Annotated in this window: 21 protein-coding genes and 1 pseudogene; 9 read left to right on the plus strand and 13 right to left on the minus strand. The window is 71.2% G+C overall.

Going from position 1 to position 18,336, the window contains the following annotated elements:
- Positions 1-7: 7 nt before the first annotated feature.
- The 5 genes from R3F55_16935 to R3F55_16955 form a co-directional block, all read right to left on the minus strand.
- Positions 8-1,450 (minus strand): aldehyde dehydrogenase family protein, encoded by a 1,443-nt coding sequence (locus tag R3F55_16935; protein ID MEZ5669090.1) that lies wholly within the window; start codon positions 1,448-1,450, stop codon positions 8-10.
- Positions 1,447-1,917 carry a heme-binding protein gene (locus tag R3F55_16940; protein MEZ5669091.1) on the minus strand — a complete coding sequence of 157 codons (471 nt, stop codon included), beginning with the start codon at positions 1,915-1,917 and terminating at the stop codon, positions 1,447-1,449. The genes R3F55_16935 and R3F55_16940 overlap by 4 nt, the downstream gene beginning before the upstream one ends.
- Positions 1,918-2,050: 133 nt before the next feature.
- Positions 2,051-2,779 (minus strand): iron-containing redox enzyme family protein, encoded by a 729-nt coding sequence (locus R3F55_16945; GenBank protein ID MEZ5669092.1) that lies wholly within the window; start codon positions 2,777-2,779, stop codon positions 2,051-2,053.
- Between the two features lie 101 nt (positions 2,780-2,880).
- On the minus strand, positions 2,881-3,798 hold the full coding sequence (locus R3F55_16950) for an ornithine cyclodeaminase family protein (protein MEZ5669093.1): 918 nt from the start codon (positions 3,796-3,798) through the stop codon (positions 2,881-2,883).
- Complete coding sequence (locus tag R3F55_16955; protein ID MEZ5669094.1) at positions 3,789-4,496, minus strand: GntR family transcriptional regulator; 708 nt, start codon at positions 4,494-4,496, stop codon at positions 3,789-3,791. The genes R3F55_16950 and R3F55_16955 overlap by 10 nt, the downstream gene beginning before the upstream one ends.
- Before the next feature lie 227 nt (positions 4,497-4,723).
- Here R3F55_16955 and R3F55_16960 point away from each other — a divergent pair, with 227 nt between their 5' ends.
- From R3F55_16960 to R3F55_16980, 5 genes are all read left to right on the plus strand, one after another.
- The gene (locus R3F55_16960; protein MEZ5669095.1) at positions 4,724-6,148 is read left to right on the plus strand and encodes an ABC transporter substrate-binding protein; all 1,425 of its coding nucleotides are present in this window, start codon (positions 4,724-4,726) and stop codon (positions 6,146-6,148) included.
- A gap of 71 nt (positions 6,149-6,219) precedes the next feature.
- Positions 6,220-7,140: an ABC transporter permease gene (locus tag R3F55_16965; protein ID MEZ5669096.1), complete on the plus strand. Its 921-nt coding sequence runs from the start codon at positions 6,220-6,222 to the stop codon at positions 7,138-7,140.
- A gap of 6 nt (positions 7,141-7,146) precedes the next feature.
- Entirely contained in the window at positions 7,147-8,181 is a 1,035-nt protein-coding gene (locus R3F55_16970; protein MEZ5669097.1) for an ABC transporter permease, read from the plus strand.
- Positions 8,178-9,215 carry an ABC transporter ATP-binding protein gene (locus R3F55_16975; GenBank protein ID MEZ5669098.1) on the plus strand — a complete coding sequence of 346 codons (1,038 nt, stop codon included), beginning with the start codon at positions 8,178-8,180 and terminating at the stop codon, positions 9,213-9,215. The genes R3F55_16970 and R3F55_16975 overlap by 4 nt, the downstream gene beginning before the upstream one ends.
- A gap of 13 nt (positions 9,216-9,228) precedes the next feature.
- Positions 9,229-10,227: an ABC transporter ATP-binding protein gene (locus R3F55_16980; GenBank protein ID MEZ5669099.1), complete on the plus strand. Its 999-nt coding sequence runs from the start codon at positions 9,229-9,231 to the stop codon at positions 10,225-10,227.
- A gap of 378 nt (positions 10,228-10,605) precedes the next feature.
- Here the strand turns inward: R3F55_16980 and R3F55_16985 are convergent.
- A pseudogene (locus R3F55_16985) lies at positions 10,606-10,836 on the minus strand (hypothetical protein).
- Between the two features lie 66 nt (positions 10,837-10,902).
- Positions 10,903-11,676 (minus strand): SDR family oxidoreductase, encoded by a 774-nt coding sequence (locus R3F55_16990; protein MEZ5669100.1) that lies wholly within the window; start codon positions 11,674-11,676, stop codon positions 10,903-10,905.
- A gap of 42 nt (positions 11,677-11,718) precedes the next feature.
- Here R3F55_16990 and R3F55_16995 point away from each other — a divergent pair, with 42 nt between their 5' ends.
- Positions 11,719-12,165: a nuclear transport factor 2 family protein gene (locus tag R3F55_16995; GenBank protein MEZ5669101.1), complete on the plus strand. Its 447-nt coding sequence runs from the start codon at positions 11,719-11,721 to the stop codon at positions 12,163-12,165.
- A gap of 32 nt (positions 12,166-12,197) precedes the next feature.
- On the opposite strand, the gene R3F55_17000 is transcribed toward R3F55_16995, so the two are convergent.
- On the minus strand, positions 12,198-12,962 hold the full coding sequence (locus R3F55_17000; GenBank protein ID MEZ5669102.1) for an SDR family oxidoreductase: 765 nt from the start codon (positions 12,960-12,962) through the stop codon (positions 12,198-12,200).
- Between the two features lie 141 nt (positions 12,963-13,103).
- On the opposite strand from R3F55_17000, the gene R3F55_17005 reads away from it, so the two are divergent.
- Genes R3F55_17005 through R3F55_17015 form a run of 3 tightly spaced genes read left to right on the plus strand, consistent with a single transcriptional unit; the run spans position 13,104 to position 16,235 of the window.
- Positions 13,104-14,096, plus strand: coding sequence for a sugar phosphate isomerase/epimerase family protein (locus tag R3F55_17005; GenBank protein ID MEZ5669103.1), 993 nt, complete (start codon positions 13,104-13,106; stop codon positions 14,094-14,096).
- A 19-nt stretch (positions 14,097-14,115) separates the two neighbouring features.
- Positions 14,116-15,060 carry a PfkB family carbohydrate kinase gene (locus tag R3F55_17010; GenBank protein ID MEZ5669104.1) on the plus strand — a complete coding sequence of 315 codons (945 nt, stop codon included), beginning with the start codon at positions 14,116-14,118 and terminating at the stop codon, positions 15,058-15,060.
- On the plus strand, positions 15,057-16,235 hold the full coding sequence (locus R3F55_17015) for an acetate/propionate family kinase (protein MEZ5669105.1): 1,179 nt from the start codon (positions 15,057-15,059) through the stop codon (positions 16,233-16,235). Before R3F55_17010 ends, R3F55_17015 begins: the two co-directional genes overlap by 4 nt.
- A gap of 13 nt (positions 16,236-16,248) precedes the next feature.
- On the opposite strand, the gene R3F55_17020 is transcribed toward R3F55_17015, so the two are convergent.
- From R3F55_17020 to R3F55_17040, 5 genes are all read right to left on the minus strand, one after another.
- Positions 16,249-17,013, minus strand: coding sequence for a Crp/Fnr family transcriptional regulator (locus R3F55_17020; GenBank protein MEZ5669106.1), 765 nt, complete (start codon positions 17,011-17,013; stop codon positions 16,249-16,251).
- 69 nt (positions 17,014-17,082) lie between these two features.
- Positions 17,083-17,337, minus strand: a complete 255-nt coding sequence (locus tag R3F55_17025; protein ID MEZ5669107.1) for a hypothetical protein — start codon at positions 17,335-17,337, stop codon at positions 17,083-17,085.
- Positions 17,338-17,419: 82 nt separating this feature from the next.
- A complete protein-coding gene (locus R3F55_17030) occupies positions 17,420-17,635 on the minus strand; it encodes a hypothetical protein (protein ID MEZ5669108.1) in 216 nt (71 codons plus the stop codon).
- A gap of 193 nt (positions 17,636-17,828) precedes the next feature.
- Positions 17,829-18,005, minus strand: coding sequence for a DUF1328 domain-containing protein (locus R3F55_17035; protein MEZ5669109.1), 177 nt, complete (start codon positions 18,003-18,005; stop codon positions 17,829-17,831).
- A gap of 42 nt (positions 18,006-18,047) precedes the next feature.
- Positions 18,048-18,239: a CsbD family protein gene (locus R3F55_17040; GenBank protein ID MEZ5669110.1), complete on the minus strand. Its 192-nt coding sequence runs from the start codon at positions 18,237-18,239 to the stop codon at positions 18,048-18,050.
- Between the last annotated feature and the right edge of the window lie 97 nt (positions 18,240-18,336).

The following is an 18,336-nucleotide window of genomic DNA, read 5'->3' on the forward strand; positions in this document are numbered from 1 at the left end:
CACTCCGTCAGCCGGCGAGGTAGACGGTCTTGGTGGTGGTGTAGAAGTCCATCACGCCGTGGCCCGCCTGTTCCTTGTAGGTCTGGTTCGACGAATGCTTGATCCCGCCGAACGGCGCGGTCAGCGCGACGCCGGTGGTCGGGCTGTTCACCTTGATCACGCCGGCGTCGATGCGCTCGGCGAAGTCGATCGCCTTGCCGAGGTCGCGGGTGACCAGCGATGCGGCGAGGCCGTATTCGACGTCGTTGGCCATGGCCAGCGCCTGGTCGAGGTCGTCGACCCGCTGCAGGCCGACGACCGGCCCGAAGATCTCCTCGCGCTGCAGGCGCGCGCCGGCGGGCACGTCGGCGAACACCGTCGGGCGCACGAACCAGCCCTTGTCGCAGCCTTCGCCGGTGACGCGCTCGCCGCCGGCGACCAGCCGGGCGCCTTCCTCGCGGCCGAGCGCAACATAGCCCAGCACCGTGTTCATCTGGCCTTCGCTGGCCTGCGGGCCCATGCCGACGCCCTGATGCAGGCCGTTGCCGACCGCGATCGCCGCGGCCTTGGCGGCCACCTTCTCGACCACCGCGTCGTAGATGCTGCCGACCGCCAGCACCCGGCTGGTGCCGGTGCAGGCCTGGCCGCTGAGCCCGAAGGCGCCGCGCGCGATGACGGTCGCGGCCACTTCGGGGTCGGCGTCCTCCAGCACGATGCACGGGTTCTTGCCGCCCATCTCCAGCTGGGTGCGCCGCTCCGGCCCGGCCTTGGCATAGATGCCGCAGCCGGTGGCGTAGCTGCCGGTGAAGGTCACCGCGTTGGCGCCGGCGACGACGGCATCGCCGACCTCGGCGCCGCTGCCCTGGACCAGGGCGATCGCCTCCGCCGGCAGCCCCGCCTCCAGCAGCAGCTCGACCAGCCGCTGGCCCATCAGCGGGGTCAGCCCGGCCGGCTTGAACAGCACCGCGTTGCCGGCGGCCAGCGCCGGGCCGATCTTGCGGGCCGGGATCGAGATCGGGAAGTTCCACGGCGTGATCGCCGCGACGATGCCGACCGGCCGGCGCAGGGTCATCACGATCTGGCCGCCCTCGGCCGGGAAGGTCTCGCCGCGCAGCCGCAGCGCCTCGCCGGCATAGAGCCGGAAATTGGCGGCGGTCCGCTTCACCTCGTTGGACGACTCGGCCAGGGTCTTGCCTTCCTCGCGGGTCAGCTCGCGGGCCAGCTCGTCGGTGCGGGCCAGCATCAGCTCGGCCATGCGCTCCAGCACCTGCATGCGCTGCTCCGGCGACGACTTCGCCCACGCCGCCGCGCCGCGGCGCAGGCCGGCGACCGCCGCCTCGACATCGGCCGGGCCGGATGCGGGGAAGGCGCCGATCAGGTCGTCGGTGTCGGCCGGGTTGCGACGCTCGAAGCTGCGGCCGGTGGCGGCCGGCCGCCACTGACCGGCGACGAAATTCAGGTTCGCGCTCACGCCTTCTTCGCCTGGTCCGGAACTGTGACGGCACCGCCGCCGGTGCGCTGCATGTGGTCGGCGAAGGCCTGGATGCCGGCCTCGCACACCGCGATGTCCTGCTCGCCGTTGCCGCCGGACACGCCGATGCCGCCGACGACCTGGCCGTCGACATAGATCGGGAAGCCGCCGACGAACACCGTGATCCGGCCGCCGTGCTGGGTGAAGATGCCCCAGGCCTCCTCGCCCGGATAGGTGTTGGTGAAGGTATGGGTGACGCGGCGATGGCCGGCGGCGGTGAACGCCTTGTTCTCGGCGATCTGCACGCTGGTCACCTTGGCGCCGTCGAGCCGGCGCAGCGCGATCGGATAGCCGGCGTCGTCGGCGATGCAGATGACGTGCTTGTTGCCGAGTTCCTCGGCCTTGCGCTGGGCGGCGTCCAGAATCAACTCGGCCTCGGCGAGGTCGAGCGCCTGCTTGGTGATCATGAGGGCAGTTCTCTCCCGTGGGTGACCGCCCACTTGTAGCCCGGATGGAGCGAAGCGCAATCCGGGGCACTCGGCAGCATTGTCAGGGGTCCCGGATTGCGCTTCGCTCCATCCGGGCTACGGATCAGTGCGTCTACTCAGCGGCGACCTGCATCGGCTCGGCCAGGTACTTGTTGTACAGGCCGTCGAGATAGAGCCGGCGCATCATCGTCGCTTCCTTGACGCAGCGGATGCACGCCTCCTTCTTCTCGTCGCTGTCGGCCAGCCGCTCGAGGATCTCGAAGCCGCGCTCGCCGTGCTCGGTGTCGGCGATGATGTGCAGCCGGAAGAACACGACCTCCTCCTCGGTGAAGCCGTATTGCTCGATCAGCGGCGGCGTGGTGCGGCTGTAGATCTGCGGCACCTGGCTCTCCAGCCCGACCAGCAGGCCGGCGACCGCCTCGTGGGTCGGCCGGTATGACTGGCGGAAGCACCAGGACTGCAGGCCCAGCGTCTCCGGCAGCAGCTCGCCGTTCAGCTGGGCGTTCTCGATCTCGGCGCGGCTCTTGCCGCAATGCTCGGCGAACTCGATCAGCAGGTCGGTGTGCTTGACCTGCGGGAAGCCCTCCTCGCCGACGAAGCCTTCCTCCTCCATCATGTTCTCGAGCAGGAACTCGCGGATCTGCTGGTCCGGCGCGTTGGCGTAGACCGTGCCGCACCACCACGGGAAATGATGGACGTAGTGATAGTGCTGCTTGGCCCATTCGCCGAGCAGCTCGCGGTTCAGCCCGCCGGTCACCCAGGCCTCGCTCCACGGATGCACCTTGGAATGGCGGCCCTGGATCGCCGCCTCGACCTTCTCGCGGAACGCGCTTTTCGCCATCTGACCGATCCTCCTCGACATGCCGGCGCTCGAAAGTCCGGATACTGTATACAATCCTTTTTCGGGATCAAGACCGTTGTGCCGCCGCCGACCGGCCCGGTTCAGCCGCCGGCGATGCTGCGCCAGACCGCGCCGGCGACCGCCACGTCCTCCAGTGCGATGCCGACCGACTTGAACACCAGCACGCCGCCTTCGGAGACCCGGTGCGCATCCGGCGCGGCCAGCGCCGTCGCCGCCTCGACAACGGCGTCGCGGCGCAGCGCACCGGCGGCCTCTGCCAGGATCAGGTCGCCGGCCTCGGCGAAGGCCTGCGGCGCCCACTCCACCACCACCCGCTCGGCCCGCCGGAAGGCGGCGGCATCGAGCTCGGCGCCATCGGGCAGGGTGCAGCCGACCGCGGCGACGAAACTGCCGGCGGCCAGGGCGTCGCCGGACAGCACCGGCGTCTTCGACCGCGTGGCGGTGACGACCAGACGCGCGCCCGCCAGCGCGGCGTCGCCGGCCGCCGGCACGGTCCGCACCCCGGTCTCGTCGGCAATGGCGGCACAGCAGGCGGCGGCATCGCCGCGGCTGACGAAGCGGATTTCCACCAGCTGGAACCGGCGGGCCAGCGCCCGGGCGTGGGCCCGCCCCTGCACGCCGGTGCCGTAGACCGTCAGAACGTCGGCGTCGGGCCGGGCCAGCGCCTGCGCGACGGCCGCGGTCACCGCGGCGGTGCGGATCTCGGTGAAGGCGTCCGCCTCCATGCAGGCCAGCGGGGCGCCGCTGTTCGCGTCGAACAGCAGCACCACGAAGCGGAAGCGGCCGTCGACGGTGGTGTAGATCTTGGCGCCGGCGATGCCTTGCGACGGCAGCACGGCCGCCATGGTGCTGAGTTTGGTGCTGCCGGCGGCGATGCGCTGGCGCGCCTGGATCGCCGCCCGGCCGGCGGCCTGGTCGGCAAAGGCGGCGGCGACCGCGTCGACGGCGGCGCCGAGGTCGGCGTGGGCACGGACCTCGGCGTCGCCGATCAGGCGCACGCCGCCGCTTCCCGGCGCGGCTCGCCGACGACGCCGGCGCTGTCGCGCTCCAGCAGCTGGTCGCCGACCGAACTGACATGCCGGCTGGCCAGCAGCGCCGCCAGCTCCTGGTCCGCCTCCAGCACCGCGCGAAGGATCGCGGCGTGCTCGTTCCAGGATTCGCGCGCCCGCTCCTCGGAGATGCGGGCGAACAGCCAGTAGGTCTTGGCCCTGAGCGTGCCCATGAAATCGGCCAGATGCCGGTTGGCGCCGGCCTCGGCCAGGGCGACGTGGAAGGCGTCGTTGAGGTCGCGCAACGCCGCCAGGTCGTTGCGCGACGCGGCGGCCTCGCCCGCGCGCAGGATCTCTGCCATCCGCCGGCCGGCCTCGGGCGTACAGCGGCGCGCCGCCAGCCGGGCGCACAGGCCTTCCAGCGCGGCGCGCAGCTCGATCACCTCGCGCGCCTCGTCGACCGAAAGCGCGGCGACCGAGGCGCCGCGGCGCGGCGCGATCTCGACGATGCCCTCGCTGCGCAGCGTCTTCAGCGCCTCGCGCACCGGGTTGCGCGACACGCCGAACATGCGGGCGATGCGGTCCTCGACCAGCCGCTCGCCGGGCTTGAACCGGCCCGCCAGGATCGCGTCGCGCAGCGCCGCCGTCACCATGTCGTTCAGCGACTGGTGGCGCTGGCCGAGCGCGAGCGCGCCATCGTCGGGCAAGCCTTGCTGCGTGCCGTCCAATTGCGGTGTCCTCCGTGGCGAATCCTTGACGCTGTTGTTCATTGTATACCATCATCGCGCGCTGTCGCCTATTCCGCTCGGGCCGGGCGGCGTGCGACCCAAGAGCGCCCCGCTGCGGCGGGCACAGAATGGACGGGGGAGTTTGACTGATGGGGTTGGACATTCTGCCTAGGTTTGTCCTCGGAGCGGCCGTCGCCGCCGGCCTGATGGCGCCGGCCTTCGCCGCCGAGGTCACGATCGCGATCGGATCGGAGCCGACGACGCTGGACCCGCAGCAGCGCGACGATGGCGGCGAGCGCGCGGTCAACGACAACATCTACGAGACGCTGATGGCGCGGACCGCGTCGGGCGAGCTGGTGCCGGGCCTGGCCGCCGCCGCGCCGACCCAGGTCGACGCCACCACCTGGGAATTCAAGCTGCGCGAGGGCGTCAGCTTCCATAACGGCGAGCCGTTCGATGCCGCCGCGGTGGTGCACAGCGTCACCCGCATCATCGACCCCGCGTTCAACTCCGAGCAGAGCTCGTTCTTCTCAACCATCACCGGCGCCGAGGCGGTCGACCCGACCACGGTGCACATCCTCACCTCCGGCCCCGACCCGATCCTGCCGGCGCGGATGTACTGGATGAAGATGGTGCCGCCGCAGGCCTCGCAGGAAGAGGGCTTCGGCGAGCATCCGGTCGGAACCGGGCCCTATGCGTTCCAGGAGTGGCAGCGCGGCAGCGCCATCACGCTGACCGCCAACCCGGACTATTGGGGCGCGGCGCCGGCGATCGATACGGTCAACTACCGGTTCGTCGAGGAATCCGGCACCCGGCTGGCCGGCCTGCTGGCGGGCGAATACGACCTGATCACCAACCTGCAGCCGGAATTCGTCGACCAGGTGCCGCAGGCGGCGCACGTCTCCGGCCTCGAGCTGCCGATCGTCATCCTGTCGGCGATCAGCGGGCCGACCCAGGACGTGCGGGTGCGCCAGGCGCTGAACTACGCCGTCGACAAGGAGGTGCTGGCGCAGAACCTGTTCGAGGGCTATGCGCAGGTGGCGCACGGCCAGCTGCTGGCGCCGTCGTTCTTCGGCTACAACCCGGCCGTCGCCGGCTATCCCTACGACCCGGACAAGGCGCGCGCCCTGCTGGAGGAGGCCGGCGCCGTCGGCACCGAGGTGGAGATCATCGGCACCTCCGGCCGCTGGCTGAAGGACCGCGAGCTGGTCGAAGTGATTGCCGGCTTCTGGCAGGAGGTGGGCGTGACCCCGGTCGTGCGCATCTTCGAGTTCGACGAGTATCTGAACCGGCTGTTCGACCGCGAGACCCGCGGCGACGCCATTTTCGTGGTCAGCTCGAACGAGCTGCTCGACGCCGACCGTCCGTTCTCGGCCTACTACCATCAGGGCGGCATCGGCGCGTCGAACCAGGACCAGCACCTGGCCGACCTGATCGACCAGGCGCGGACCGAGACCGATGTGGCCACGCGCGAGGCGCTGTACCACGAGGCGGTGCAGCTGGCATTCGACCAGGCCTATTTCCTGTGGCTGCTGAACATCGAGGACATCTACGGCATGTCCGAGCGGCTGCAGTGGACCCCGCGGGTCGACGCCAAGCTGCTGGTCAGCGAAATGGCAGTCGCCGAATAGTCTGACGGCGAGGCCGGGCGGGCGGCGGCGGGGAACCGGCCGTCGCCCGCCTGCCGCTTCCGGAGGGGCCGATGGGTCGATTCATGCTGGCGCGCATGCGGCACGGCCTGGTCGTGATCCTGGGCGTGACCGTGGTCGTTTTCGTGGTCACCCGCATGATCGGCGACCCGGTCCGCGTGATGCTGCCGCTGGAGGCAACGGCGGAGCAGCGGGCCGCGTTCGAGGCGCAGCTCGGCTTCGACCGCTCGATCCCGGTGCAGTTCGCCGACTTCTTCGGCGACCTGGTCACCCTCGATTTCGGCGAGAGCCTGTGGCAGCACCGGCCGGCGATGGACATCGTGTTCGAGGGCCTGCCCAACACGCTGCTGCTGGTCGGCGCCGGCCTCGGCCTCGCCATCCTGCTGGCGATCCCGCTCGGCATCCTCGCCGCGCTCAGGCCCGGCAGCTGGGTCGACCGGCTGACCGTGCTGCTCAGCCTGCTCGGCCTGTCGATTCCGCAATTCTGGCTCGGCCTGATCCTGATCGTGGTGTTCGCGGTCAATTTCGGCTGGCTGCCGCCGGCCGGCAATTTCAAGGCCACCTCGATCATCCTGCCGGCGATCACGCTGGCGCTGCCGGCGCTGACCCGGCTGGTGATGGTGGTGCGCTCGCAGATGATCGACGAGCTGAACGCGCAGTATACCAAGACGGCCGAGGCCAAGGGCATGCCGTTCCTGCGCGTTGTCGGCGTGCACGCGCTGCGCAACGCCGCGGTGCCGGTGCTGACGCTGGCGGCATGGGAGTTCATCCGCGCGCTCGCCGGCTATACCGTGGTGGTGGAGAGCGTGTTCGCCTGGCCCGGCCTCGGCCTGACCGCGATCCAGTCGATCGAGCGGCAGGACCTGATCCTGCTGCAGGCGATCGTGTTCACCGTCGCGATCATGGTGGTGGTCATCAACCTCGCGGTCGACGTCGCCTACAAGGCGATCGACCCGCGCATCAAGCTGGACTGACCGGCGATGTCGACCGAATCGCTCGACGTCCCGTCGCTGCCGGCCGACGCGCCGCCGGCCGAGATCGACGACCGCGGCACCGCGGCGGCGATGGGCGGGGCCGCATTCCGCGGCCGGCCGCACGAGATGTTCACCGCGGTGCGCGGCATGGGCCGCGAGCTGTGGCAGGACAAGGCCGGCTTCGTCGGCCTCGTCGTGCTCGTGCTGCTGGTGCTGATGGCGATCTTCGCACCGCTGCTGGCGCCCTACGAGCCCGGCGACCAGAACCTGCCGCTCAAGTTCCGCCCGCCGGTGTGGCAGGAGGGCGGCAGCTGGGCGCATGTGCTCGGCACCGACAATCTGGGCCGCGACGTGCTGTCCCGGCTGATCCACGGCAGCCAGGTCTCGCTGATCGTCGGCGTCGCGGTGGTGGCGCTGGCCGGCGGCTTCGGCGTGCTGATGGGTCTGCTCGCCGGCTATCGCGGCGGGCGCACCGACGCCTTCATCATGCGCTGGATCGACACGCAGATCGCCTTTCCGGGCCTGCTGCTGGCCTTGATCATCCTGGCCGTGGTCGGCGCGTCGATGACCACGGTGATCATCGTGCTGGCGATCAACGGCTGGATGGTCTACGGCCGCATGACCCGCGGCATCGTGCTGTCGGTGCGCCAGCTGCCCTATGTCGAGGCGGCGGAGATGGTCGGCTGCCCGTCCTGGCGCGTGGTGTTCCGCCACATCCTGCCCAACCTGACCTCGCCGCTGCTGACGCTGGCGATCCTGGAGTTCGCCCGCATCATCCTGGCCGAGGCGGCGCTGAGCTTCCTCGGCCTCGGCATCCAGCCGCCGCAGACCTCCTGGGGCCTCGATGTGGCGATCGGCAAGGAATACATGTTCAAAGCCTGGTGGCTGGTGACCATTCCCGGCACCGCCATCGCCATCACCGTGCTGGCGATCAACATGGTGGCGAGCTGGGCGCGCATCACCTCCGACCCGCAGGAGCGCGAGAAGCGCTTTGCCCGGGTGCTGGCCGCGCGCGAGAAGCGCCGGGCGCGGGCGGCATGATCGCGGACGCGCCGTTGCTGGAGATCGAGGACCTGCGGGTCCACTTCATGACCCGCCGCGGCACGGTGGAGGCGGTCCGCGGCGTCTCGCTGGCGGTCGGCCCGGGCGAGACGCTGGGCATCGTCGGCGAGAGCGGCTCCGGCAAGAGCGTCACCGCCCAGGCGGCGATGGGGCTGGTCCACGTGCCCGGCAAGATCGTCGGCGGCGACATCCGCTGGCGCGGCCACACCCTGCTCGGCCCCGCCGGCCGGCGCACGGCCGCGGCGGTGCGCGGCGCCAAGATGGCGATCATCTTCCAGGACCCGATGACGTCGCTGAACCCGGTGTTCACGGTCGGTACCCAGATCACCGAGGTGATGACCCATCACCTGAAGATGGGCCGCAAGGCGGCGTGGGACCGGGCGCGCGAGCTGATGGCGCTGGTCGGCATCAACGCGCCGGACAAGCGGCTGCGCCAGTATCCGCACGAGTTCTCCGGCGGCATGCGCCAGCGTGTGATGATCGCGATGGCGCTGGCCTGCGAGCCGGAGCTGCTGATCGCCGACGAGCCGACCACCGCGCTGGACGTCACCATCCAGGCGCAGATCCTGGAGCTGATCGCCGAACTGCAGGAGAAGCTGGGGCTGTCGGTCATCCTGATCACCCACGACCTCGGCGTCGTCGCGGGGCTGTGCCACCGGGTTGCGGTGATGTATGCCGGCCGGGTGGTGGAGCAGGGCGAGGCCGAGGCGCTGTTCGACGACCCGGCTCATCCCTACACACTGGGCCTGCTGCGTTCGACTCCCCGGCTGGACGAGCTGCGCGAGCGGTTGATCGCCATCGACGGTGCGCCGCCGGGGATGATCGGCCCGCCGGCCGGCTGCGCCTTCATGCGCCGCTGCCCGGCGGCGGACGGCGCCTGCGCCGACGACCCCGCGCTGCGCGAGGTTGCCCCGGGGCGGCTGGCGGCGTGCGTGCGGCCCTTCACCAACGCCTGGGCCGCGGTCGATGCGCCGGGCCGGCGGGTCGCGGGAAGGAGCCTCGGCGCTGCCTGACGGACAGGAATACATGGCCGCAACGCCCGCCCGCACCGCGCCGCCGCTGGTTGAGGTCGAGGGCCTGTCGGTGCACTTCCCGGCCGGCCGCTCCGGCTTCTGGGGCCAGTCGCAGCTGTTCGTGCACGCGGTCGACGACGTCAGCTTCGCGATCGCGCCGGGCGAGACCCTGGGCCTGGTCGGCGAGAGCGGCTCGGGCAAGACCACCACCGGGCGGGCCATCCTGCGCCGGGTGCCGGCGACCCGTGGTTTCGTGCGATTCCGCGGCCAGGACATCACCCATGTCGAAGGGGAGCCGCTGCGCCAGCTGCGCCGGCACATGCAGCTGATCTTCCAGGACCCCTATGCCAGCCTGAACCCGCGCATGCGCATCGGCGAGATCGTGGCCGAGCCGGTGCTGGTGCACGGCCTGGTCCGCGACGCGGCCGCGGCGCGCGCGCTGGTGGTCGACCTGCTGGAACGCGTCGGCCTGCCGGCCGACGCCATCGACCGCCACCCGCACGCCTTTTCCGGCGGCCAGCGCCAGCGCGTCGGCATCGCCCGCGCGCTGGCACTTCAGCCCGAGTTCATCGTCGCCGACGAGCCGGTGTCGGCGCTCGACGTCTCGGTGCGCGCCCAGGTGGTCAACCTGCTGCAGGACCTGCAGCAGGAGCTGGGGCTGACCTATCTGTTCATCGCCCACGACCTCTCGGTGGTGCAGCACATCTCGCACCGCATCGCCATCATGTATGCCGGCCACCTGGTGGAGATCGCGCCGGCCGAGGCGATCTATGCCGACCCGAAGCATCCCTATACCGAGGCGCTGCTGTCGGCCGTGCCGATCCCCGACCCGAAGGTGCAGCGCAGGCGCCGCCGCATCGTCTATTCCGGCGAGGTGCCGAGCCCGATCCATCCGCCGGCCGGCTGCCGCTTCGCCTCGCGCTGCCCGCAGGTCACCGACCAGTGCCGCGCCGAGGTGCCGCCGCTGGAGGCCAAGGCGCCCGGCCATCTCGCCGCCTGCTGGCGCCGCTGAGCACCGCCTGCCGGCAATGGGCCGGCGGGACGCGCCAGCGCGGCCGGCGCATCGTTCGGTCCGGGCGATCAGCAGGCCTCGTACCGTCCGGTCTGCGTTGTAGCGCACGTAGCTCTCCCTGACCTCCTGGTGGCCATCGGCAAAGGTGATCACGTTGTTCACCTGATAGCAGCTCGGGCCGTAGCTCGGCGCCGAGATCGCCGTGACCTGGCCGCTGCTGCCGCCCGGCTTGTTCCACTGCACGGTCTGACCCGGCGCGTTCAGTGCGCCTGCGGTCGCCTGTTCCCATTTCGCCTGCTCGTCCGCGTCGAGCTGGGCGCCGATCGCGCCGCCAAGCAGCGCACCCAGCAGCGCGCCGCCGACGGTGGCGGCGACGTTGCCGGTGCCGCTGCCGAACTGGTTGCCGGCGACGCCGCCCGCAACAGCGCCGGCACCGGCGCCGATCGCCGCACGGCTGGGGCCGCGCTCGCCGCAGCCGGCGGCGGCAAGGGCGATCACGGCGGTCGCGGAAAGAATCATCAGTTTTGTCATCGGCTTGACCCTCACTCCGTGCAGAAACGATCGCCACAGAGATAGGCCGGATTGGAAAGTCGCAATAACATAGGTCATGAAAATGTTGTATTTTTTGGTGCGACCGGCGGGACGGCCGCGACCCGCCGGCCCTCGACCGGGCGGTTACTTCAGCGACAGGCCGCCGTCGACCATCAGCACCTGGCCGGTGACGTGGCCTGCCGCGGGCGACAGGAAGAAGGCGATGGCGGCGGCGACGTCGTCGGGGCGGGCCAGCTTCAGCAACGGCGTCGCCCGCCGGGCCGCTTCCCAGGCCTCCGGCTTGATCGCGTGGTGCGCGCCCGGGTCCTTCTGGGTGTAGCCCGGCGCCACCACGTTGACCGTGGCGCCATGCGGCGCCAGCTGGACGGCGAGCGCCTTGGCCATCGCCTCGATCGCGCCCTTGGCGGCGGCGGTGGCGGGAAAGATGGTGTCGTTGACGCCGAACACGTGCGCCACGAACGAGCTGACCGCGACCACCCGCCCGCAAGGCGAGGCGGCGAGGTCGTCCAGCAGCGCGGTGACCAGGCGGAAGAAGGCCAGCGGCATCGCCGCCTGCGCCGCCGCGAAATCAGCCTCGCCAAGCTCGCCGAACCGGCGCCGGTCTGCGCTGCCGGCGTTGGCAACGAAGCGGTCGATGCGCCCGAACGCGGCCCGGCCGGCGGCGGCGATCCGATCGGCCGTCTGCGGCTCGGCCAGATCGCCCAGCGCGGTCTCGACCGTAGCGCCGGCGGCGCGGCAGGCCGCTGCGACAGCGGCGAGCTTGTCCTCGCTGCGCCGCGTGTGCAGCATCAGGCGGGCACCGGGCACGGCCAGGCCGCGTGCGGTGGCCGCGCCGATGCCGCTGGCCGCGCCGGTGACGAGCGTCGCAGGTTGGTTGGTGTCGGGTGCGGCGGCCATCGATCGCTCCGGTCGGATTCACGCAACGAGGGGGAGTTCACAATGGCAGATTCGGCCGACATCGCCAGCATTGCCGACTGGTTCCGACAGTGGGGCGCGCTGGTTTCGGCGGTGGACTTCGTGCCGGCGCGGGCGCTGTTCGACAAGGACGTGGTCGGCTTCGGCACGTTCCAGGACCAGGTCCACGGCCAGGCGGCGCTGGAGGCGGAACAGTGGCGCCGGGTGTGGCCGACCATCGAGGATTTCGCCTTCGACACCGGCAGCCTGGTCGCCCAGGTCTCGCCCGACCGGCTGATGGCCTCGGCGGCGATCCTGTGGACCTCGACCGGCATCGCCGAGGACGGCAGCCGGTTCCCGCGGCCCGGCCGCTGCACCGTGGCGCTGCGCCGCGATGCCGTCGACGCGCCGTGGAAGGGCATCCACACCCACTTCTCGCTGCACCGCGGCGTGCCGCAGCGTTCGCACGGCCAGCGACAGCCGCGCTCCTGACGCAGACCCGGCCGCGGCGCTCCGCCCGCCGCCTACCAGCAGGTGAAGCCGCCGTCGACGATCAGGTCGACGCCGGTGCAGAACGACGCGGCCGGGCTGGCCAGGAACACTGCCGGGCCCGCCATCTCGTCGACCGAGGCCATCCGGCCCATCGGCGTCTCGGACTCGAACTGCTTCACCTGCTCCGCCACCTCGGGACGCAGGTTCATCGGCGTGGCGGTGTAGCCGGGGCTGATCGCGTTGACCCGGATGCCGCGGTCGCACCATTCCATCGCCAGGCTCTTGCTCAGGTGGATCACCGCGGCCTTGGAGCTGTTGTAGTGCGCCTGCTTCAGCCCGCGGTTGACGATGCTGCCCGACATCGAGGCGATGTTCATGATCGAGCCGTTGCGCCGCGGCAGCATCACCCGCGCCTCGGCCTGGCATGAGCGGAACAGGCCGGTCAGGTTGACGTCGATCATCCGCTGCCACTGCGCCGCCTCCATCGCCTCGGCCGGGGCGGCGTTGGCAATGCCGGCACAGTTGCCGGCGATGCTGATCGGGCCGAGCCTGCGCTCGACCTCGGCGATCGCCTCGGCCAGGTCCAGCTCCTCGCGCACGTCGCCGCGCACGGCGCAACCGTTGCGCCCGGTGCCCTCGACCTTGGCGACGGTGTCGTCCAGGCCCGCGCTGTCGGCGAGGTCGAAGCAGCCCACGTCGGCGCCGGCCTCGGCATAGGCGATGGCGATGCGCTGGCCGATCCCGCTGCCGGCGCCGGTGACGAAGGCGACCTGGCCGTCGAGCCGAAACATGTCCATGGTGGGCGGTCCTCCCTTGCGTTGTCGCGCGACTGCTTAGCAGCGGCCGGCCGCGGCAAGAAGGCACAATCGGCGCCGCCTTGTCGCGCCCGGGCAATGCCCGTAGGGTCGGACCGATCCCAACCGCACCAGGACCCACCGATGGCGCTGCGCCCCGATTTCGCCACCCGGCTGAACTCCTTCGCCGCCGACCGCGGCGTGGGCGGGCGGCCGACGCCGCTGGAGCTGATCCGCCGTGCCGGCACGGTGGAGGGCCTGACCTCGGTCGACCTGAATTTCCCCGACCATTTCGCCGGCTCGACGCTGGCCGAGGTGCGCGCCTGCGTCGCCGACGCCGGGCTCGGCATCAACGGGCTGGCCATGCGCTACTACGGCGATGCGGACTTCAAGCGCGGTGCGCTCGGCCATCCCGACGCTGCGATCCGGCAGAAGGCGGTCGAGCTGACGCTGCGCGGGGTCGACGCCACCGCCGAGGCCGGCGCCGACCTGCTGACCGTCTGGCTGGGCGAGGACGGCTTCGACTATCCGTTCCAGGCCGACTATGCCGATCTGTGGAAGACGGTCGCCGACGGCCTGCGCCGGGTCGCGCTGCACAACCCGGATGTCCGCATCGCCATCGAGTACAAGCCCGACGAGCCGCGCGCCCGCGCCCTGCTGGGCGACATCGGCACAACCCTGCTGATGATCCGCGAGATCGGCTGCGCCAATGTCGGCGTGTGCCTGGACTTCGCCCATGTGCTCTACGCCGGCGAGCAACCGGCCTTCGCCGCCGCCATGGCCGCGCATCACGCCCGGCTCTACGGCCTGCACCTGAACGACGCCTACGGGGCGCGCGACGACGGCATGATGGTCGGCAGCGTGCACGGCCTGCAGACGCTGGAGCTGCTGTTCACCATGGATCGGGTCGGCTACGACGGCGCGATCTATTTCGACACCTTCCCCGACGCCTCCGGGCTCGACCCGGTCGAGGAATGCCGCACCAACATCATGGTGACGAAGCGGCTGCTGGAGATGGTGGAGACGCTGCGCGGCCGCAACGACCTGGCCGAGGCGTTGGCGCGGCAGGACACCATCGCCGGCCAGCGCATCGCCCAGGGCGTGCTGCTCGGCATCGCCGGCGGCGCCGGGGCCTGACCCGACCGGACGCGCGACCATGCAGCCGGCGCCGCGCATCACGGTCTTCGGCAGCCTGCACATGGACATCGTGGTGCAGGCGCCGCGCCAGCCGCGGCTGGGCGAGACGCTGGCCGGCAGCAGCTGGCGGCCGGTGCCCGGCGGCAAGGGGCTGAACCAGGCGGTCCACGCCGCCCGCCACGGCGCCGCGGTGCGCATGGTCGGCCGGGTCGGGACCGACGACTTCGCCGGGCCGCTGCTGGCGCATCTGGCTCGCCACGGCGTGGACGCGCGCGGGGTGCGCCGCATGGAGGCGGCCGGCACCGGCATGAGCGTGGCCATCATCGAGGCGGCGGGCGACTATGCCGCCGTGATCGTGTCCGGCGCCAACCAGTGCGTCGACGGCGACGACGTGGCGGCGGTGGCGGCGGGACCGGCCGACCTGCTGCTGCTGCAATACGAGGTGGCGCCGGCGGCGCTGGCGCCGGCGGCGCGGGCGGCGAAGGCGGCCGGCGCGCGGGTGGTGCTGAACGCCGCGCCGGCGGCGCCGGCGCCTGCCGGCCTGCTGGCGTCGGTCGACCTGCTGGCGGTCAACGCGATCGAGGCGGAGATGCTGTCCGGCATGCCCGTCGCCGACCTGGCAGGGGCGCACCGGGCGCTGGCGGCACTGGCCGCGCAGGTGCCGGCGGTGGTGCTGACCCTCGGCGCCGACGGCCTGCTGCTGGCCGAGCGCGGCGGATCCGCCTGTCACATTCCCGGCCATCGCGTCGCGGTCGTCGACACCCACGGTGCCGGCGACGCGCTGATCGGTGCGCTGGCCTGTCGGCTGGCCGCCGGCGACGGGCTGGCGGCGGCGGCCCGCTACGGCAACGCGGCGGCCGCGCTGATGGTTGCGAGCGCCGGTGCCGACCCCGCCGCGATCACGGTCGACGCCGTCGATGCCTTGCTGGCCGCCGAGGCGCGACGGAAGGCGGACCGGCCATGACCGAGCACGTGCTGACCATCAACGCCGGATCGTCCTCGGTGAAGTTCGCGCTCTATGCACTCGACGACCGGCCGGTGGAGCGGCTGCGCGGCCAGGTCGACGGCATCGGCGCGACGCCGCGCATCGAGGCCCGCGTCGGGACCGAGATTCTGGCCGACGGCGACCCCCTCGATCCGGCCACCGACCAGGCGGCGGCGCTGCAACAGATCCTGCGGCTGATCGAGCGGCGATTCGGCGGCGTCGCCATCCCGGCGGTCGGCCACCGCGTGGTCCACGGCGGCGTCGACTATGCCGCGCCGATGGTGCTCGATGCCAAGGTCCTCGCCGACCTCGAGCGGCTGGTCAGGCTGGCGCCGCTGCACCAGCCGCACAACCTGGCCGGCATCCGCGCCGCCCGGGCCGCCTTCCCGCAGGCCCTGCAGGTGGCCTGTTTCGATACAGCCTTTCACCGCGCGCATCCCTGGGTCAACGACACCTTCGCCCTGCCGCGCAGCTACTACGACGAGGGCGTGCGCCGCTACGGCTTCCACGGCATCTCCTACGAATATGTCGCGATGCGGCTGCGCGCGGTCGCGCCGGCGCGGGCGGCGGGCCGGGTGGCGATCGCCCATCTCGGCAACGGGGCGTCGATGTGCGCGGTGCGCGACGGCCGCAGCGTCGGCTCGACCATGGGCTTCACCGCGCTCGACGGCCTGCCGATGGGCACCCGCTGCGGCCAGCTCGACCCCGGCGTCGTGCTGTACATGCTGGACGAGAAGGGGATGGACGCGCGCGAGATCGAGGCCGTGCTCTACAAGCAGTCGGGGCTGAAGGGTCTGTCCGGGTTGTCACACGACATGCGGGAGCTGGAGGCGGCGGGCACGCCGGAGGCGGAAGAGGCCATCGCCTATTTCGTGTTCCGTATCCGGCGCGAGCTCGGCGCGATGGCGGCGATCCTCGGCGGGCTCGACGCCCTGGTGTTCTGCGGCGGGATCGGCGAGCACGCCTGGCGGGTGCGCGAGCGGGTGTGCGCCGACATGGGCTGGCTCGGCATCGCGCTGGACCGGGGGCGCAACCGTGCGGGCGAGACCGTGGTCTCGGCCGACGAGTCGGCGGTGGCGGTGCTGGTGATCCGGACCGACGAGGAACAGATGATCGCCGCCCACACCGCCGCGCTGCTGGCGGCGTCGCGCTGAATGCGCCGCCGGCTCAGAACCGCGGCTTGTGGGTCTCGGTGAAGTGCAGATAGCCGGCGTCGAAGCCGGCGATGCGCTCCAGCCCGGGCATGTCGAGGATGCGCACGTGCGACGGGCCGGTCTCGACCAGACGTTCGCCGCGCAGCCAGCGCAGCGTGCGGTTCACGTGGACCGCGCTGAGCCCCAGCGTGTCGGCCAGGTCCTCCTGCGTCATCGGCAGCGGGAACCGGCCGCCGTCGATCATGTCGAGCAGCTGCAGCCGCCGCCACAACTCGCAGAACAGGTGCGCCATGCGCTCGCGCGCGCTGCGCCGGCCCAGCGACACGATCCGCTCGGCCAGCAGCGCTTCCTCATGCGCGTTGGTCCATGACAGGGCGAGCGCCAGCTGCGGCTGCGCGCGCAGCATCTCGGCGAACGGCACGATCGGCATGACGTAGGCGATCACTTCGGTCTGTGCGGTCAGGTAGAAATCGGACTCGCCGAACAGCGCGGCGTTGAAGCACATGAAGTCGCCCGGCAGCACGAAGTTGACGATCTGCCTGTCGCCATTCTCCAGCAGCTTGAAGCGCACGGCCCAGCCGGAGTGGACCAGGAAAACGTTGCTGTACGACTGGCCGGCCTCGATGATCGGCTGGTGCCGCGCGAAGTGCGCCTCGTTGTGGCACAGCACGCGGATCGCGTCCCCCATCTCGCCGGTCACCGTCATGACCGGCCTGAGCTTCCTGAGCAGCTGTGCCGTCACCTCGCGCAGTTCCTCTGCGAACGCATCGTGCCCCATCCGCCGATCGCCTCCTCGCCCGGCCCCGGGCGGGCAGATTAGGCGAGAACGGGCGTCATGGCGATTGGTTCACGCGGGATCGTGGTCCCGCACCGAGTTGGAGCGGCGCTGAATGCGACGGATCAGTTCCGCCGCCTTCGCACGCTCCTCCGCCGCATAGGCGCCGAGCCCGGTGCTGAGCTGCGACTCGCGGGCCGCTTCGCAGATTTCGTCGATCTCGGACGAATCGAGCACGCCGTTGTCGACCAGCGCGGCGATCAGCGATTCGCAGATCGTCAGGGCGGCGAGACCGGGGCTCGCGCCGTTGCTACCGTTTCCCTCCATTCCGCTCCGCTCCTCCATGGCAGGCGCAGGGACGACGACGGCGCGATGCCGAGCCGCCCCTGACTGTTGTCAGCGGTCGGGCTCAGCGGCGCAGGGCCGGGTCCTCGCCCTTGGCGCGTGCCTTACCGTCTCGTTCCGCCTGGCGCAGCGCCTCGCCGGCCGGGCCCTCGATGGCCTTGCGCGCCTTCTCCGCCGCGTCCTCGACCGCGCCGCTCTGCGCAAATTCGGTGGCGTCCTTGCGATAGCGACGGGCGGCCTGGTAGTCGCCCTCGCCCTGAACCTTCGACTTGTCGCTCATCGGTTGCTCCATCTGTTCTGGCCGCCGCGACCGCGGCGGATAGATCGGGCGTCGCCGACGCCCCTGTCTTGATCGGGTGGCTTGATCGGGTGGCGCTGTCCGGCGTCGCGCAGATCGCCGACGCCGGACAGCCCGCTGGAGGGTGGAACCGCGTTGCAGCGCGGACCCATGTCGTGTTTCAGGACGTCTCAGGTCAGGCCGGCGGCCTGCGGCTGCGCATCAGGTGCAGGATCAGCGACACCACGAGCAGCACCACGAACACGAAGAACAGTATCTGCGCGATCGAGGCCGATGCCGCCGATATGCCGCCGAAGCCGAACACGCCGGCGACGATGGCAACGACGAAGAATACAAGGGCCCACCACAACATCGGTCAGTCTCCCGTTTTTCGATCTCCGGCGCGGTGCGCCGCTCAGGCGTTCCAGGCGTCGACCTGGCGTTCGGCGTCTTCGCGGGCGATGCCGTAGCTCTTCTGGATCTTGCCGACGAGCTCGTCGCGCTTGCCCTCGATGACATCGAGATCGTCATCGGTCAGCTTGCCCCACTGCTGCTTGGCCTTGCCCTTCAGGATGTTCCAGTTGCCCTTCAGCTGCTCGGAATTCATTTGCGTTCTCCTTCGTTTGGCACCGGCCGTGGGGGGGGGCGAGTGCCCCGCCCGGCCGGGGGGGGGGGGGTGAGGGGTGGGGGGGGGGGAGCCCCCC

Source organism: Alphaproteobacteria bacterium (assembly GCA_041396705.1).
Lineage (GTDB): Bacteria > Pseudomonadota > Alphaproteobacteria > CALKHQ01 > CALKHQ01 > CALKHQ01.

What these genes read in the sequence shown, in the direction of transcription:
- R3F55_17035 (MEZ5669109.1), bottom strand. Translation starts at nt 18,005, where the DNA reads ATGTTGTGGTGGGCCCTTGTATTCTTCGTCGTTGCCATCGTCGCCGGC.
- R3F55_16945 (MEZ5669092.1), bottom strand. Translation starts at nt 2,779, where the DNA reads ATGGCGAAAAGCGCGTTCCGCGAGAAGGTCGAGGCGGCGATCCAGGGC.
- R3F55_17030 (MEZ5669108.1), bottom strand. Translation starts at nt 17,635, where the DNA reads ATGAGCGACAAGTCGAAGGTTCAGGGCGAGGGCGACTACCAGGCCGCC.
- R3F55_16995 (MEZ5669101.1), top strand. Translation starts at nt 11,719, where the DNA reads ATGGCAGATTCGGCCGACATCGCCAGCATTGCCGACTGGTTCCGACAG.
- R3F55_17015 (MEZ5669105.1), top strand. Translation starts at nt 15,057, where the DNA reads ATGACCGAGCACGTGCTGACCATCAACGCCGGATCGTCCTCGGTGAAG.
- R3F55_17040 (MEZ5669110.1), bottom strand. Translation starts at nt 18,239, where the DNA reads ATGAATTCCGAGCAGCTGAAGGGCAACTGGAACATCCTGAAGGGCAAG.
- R3F55_16940 (MEZ5669091.1), bottom strand. Translation starts at nt 1,917, where the DNA reads ATGATCACCAAGCAGGCGCTCGACCTCGCCGAGGCCGAGTTGATTCTG.
- R3F55_16990 (MEZ5669100.1), bottom strand. Translation starts at nt 11,676, where the DNA reads ATGGCCGCCGCACCCGACACCAACCAACCTGCGACGCTCGTCACCGGC.
- R3F55_17000 (MEZ5669102.1), bottom strand. Translation starts at nt 12,962, where the DNA reads ATGGACATGTTTCGGCTCGACGGCCAGGTCGCCTTCGTCACCGGCGCC.
- R3F55_17020 (MEZ5669106.1), bottom strand. Translation starts at nt 17,013, where the DNA reads ATGGGGCACGATGCGTTCGCAGAGGAACTGCGCGAGGTGACGGCACAG.
- R3F55_16980 (MEZ5669099.1), top strand. Translation starts at nt 9,229, where the DNA reads ATGGCCGCAACGCCCGCCCGCACCGCGCCGCCGCTGGTTGAGGTCGAG.
- R3F55_16960 (MEZ5669095.1), top strand. Translation starts at nt 4,724, where the DNA reads ATGGCGCCGGCCTTCGCCGCCGAGGTCACGATCGCGATCGGATCGGAG.
- R3F55_17010 (MEZ5669104.1), top strand. Translation starts at nt 14,116, where the DNA reads ATGCAGCCGGCGCCGCGCATCACGGTCTTCGGCAGCCTGCACATGGAC.
- R3F55_17025 (MEZ5669107.1), bottom strand. Translation starts at nt 17,337, where the DNA reads ATGGAGGGAAACGGTAGCAACGGCGCGAGCCCCGGTCTCGCCGCCCTG.
- R3F55_17005 (MEZ5669103.1), top strand. Translation starts at nt 13,104, where the DNA reads ATGGCGCTGCGCCCCGATTTCGCCACCCGGCTGAACTCCTTCGCCGCC.
- R3F55_16965 (MEZ5669096.1), top strand. Translation starts at nt 6,220, where the DNA reads ATGGGTCGATTCATGCTGGCGCGCATGCGGCACGGCCTGGTCGTGATC.
- R3F55_16970 (MEZ5669097.1), top strand. Translation starts at nt 7,147, where the DNA reads ATGTCGACCGAATCGCTCGACGTCCCGTCGCTGCCGGCCGACGCGCCG.
- R3F55_16975 (MEZ5669098.1), top strand. Translation starts at nt 8,178, where the DNA reads ATGATCGCGGACGCGCCGTTGCTGGAGATCGAGGACCTGCGGGTCCAC.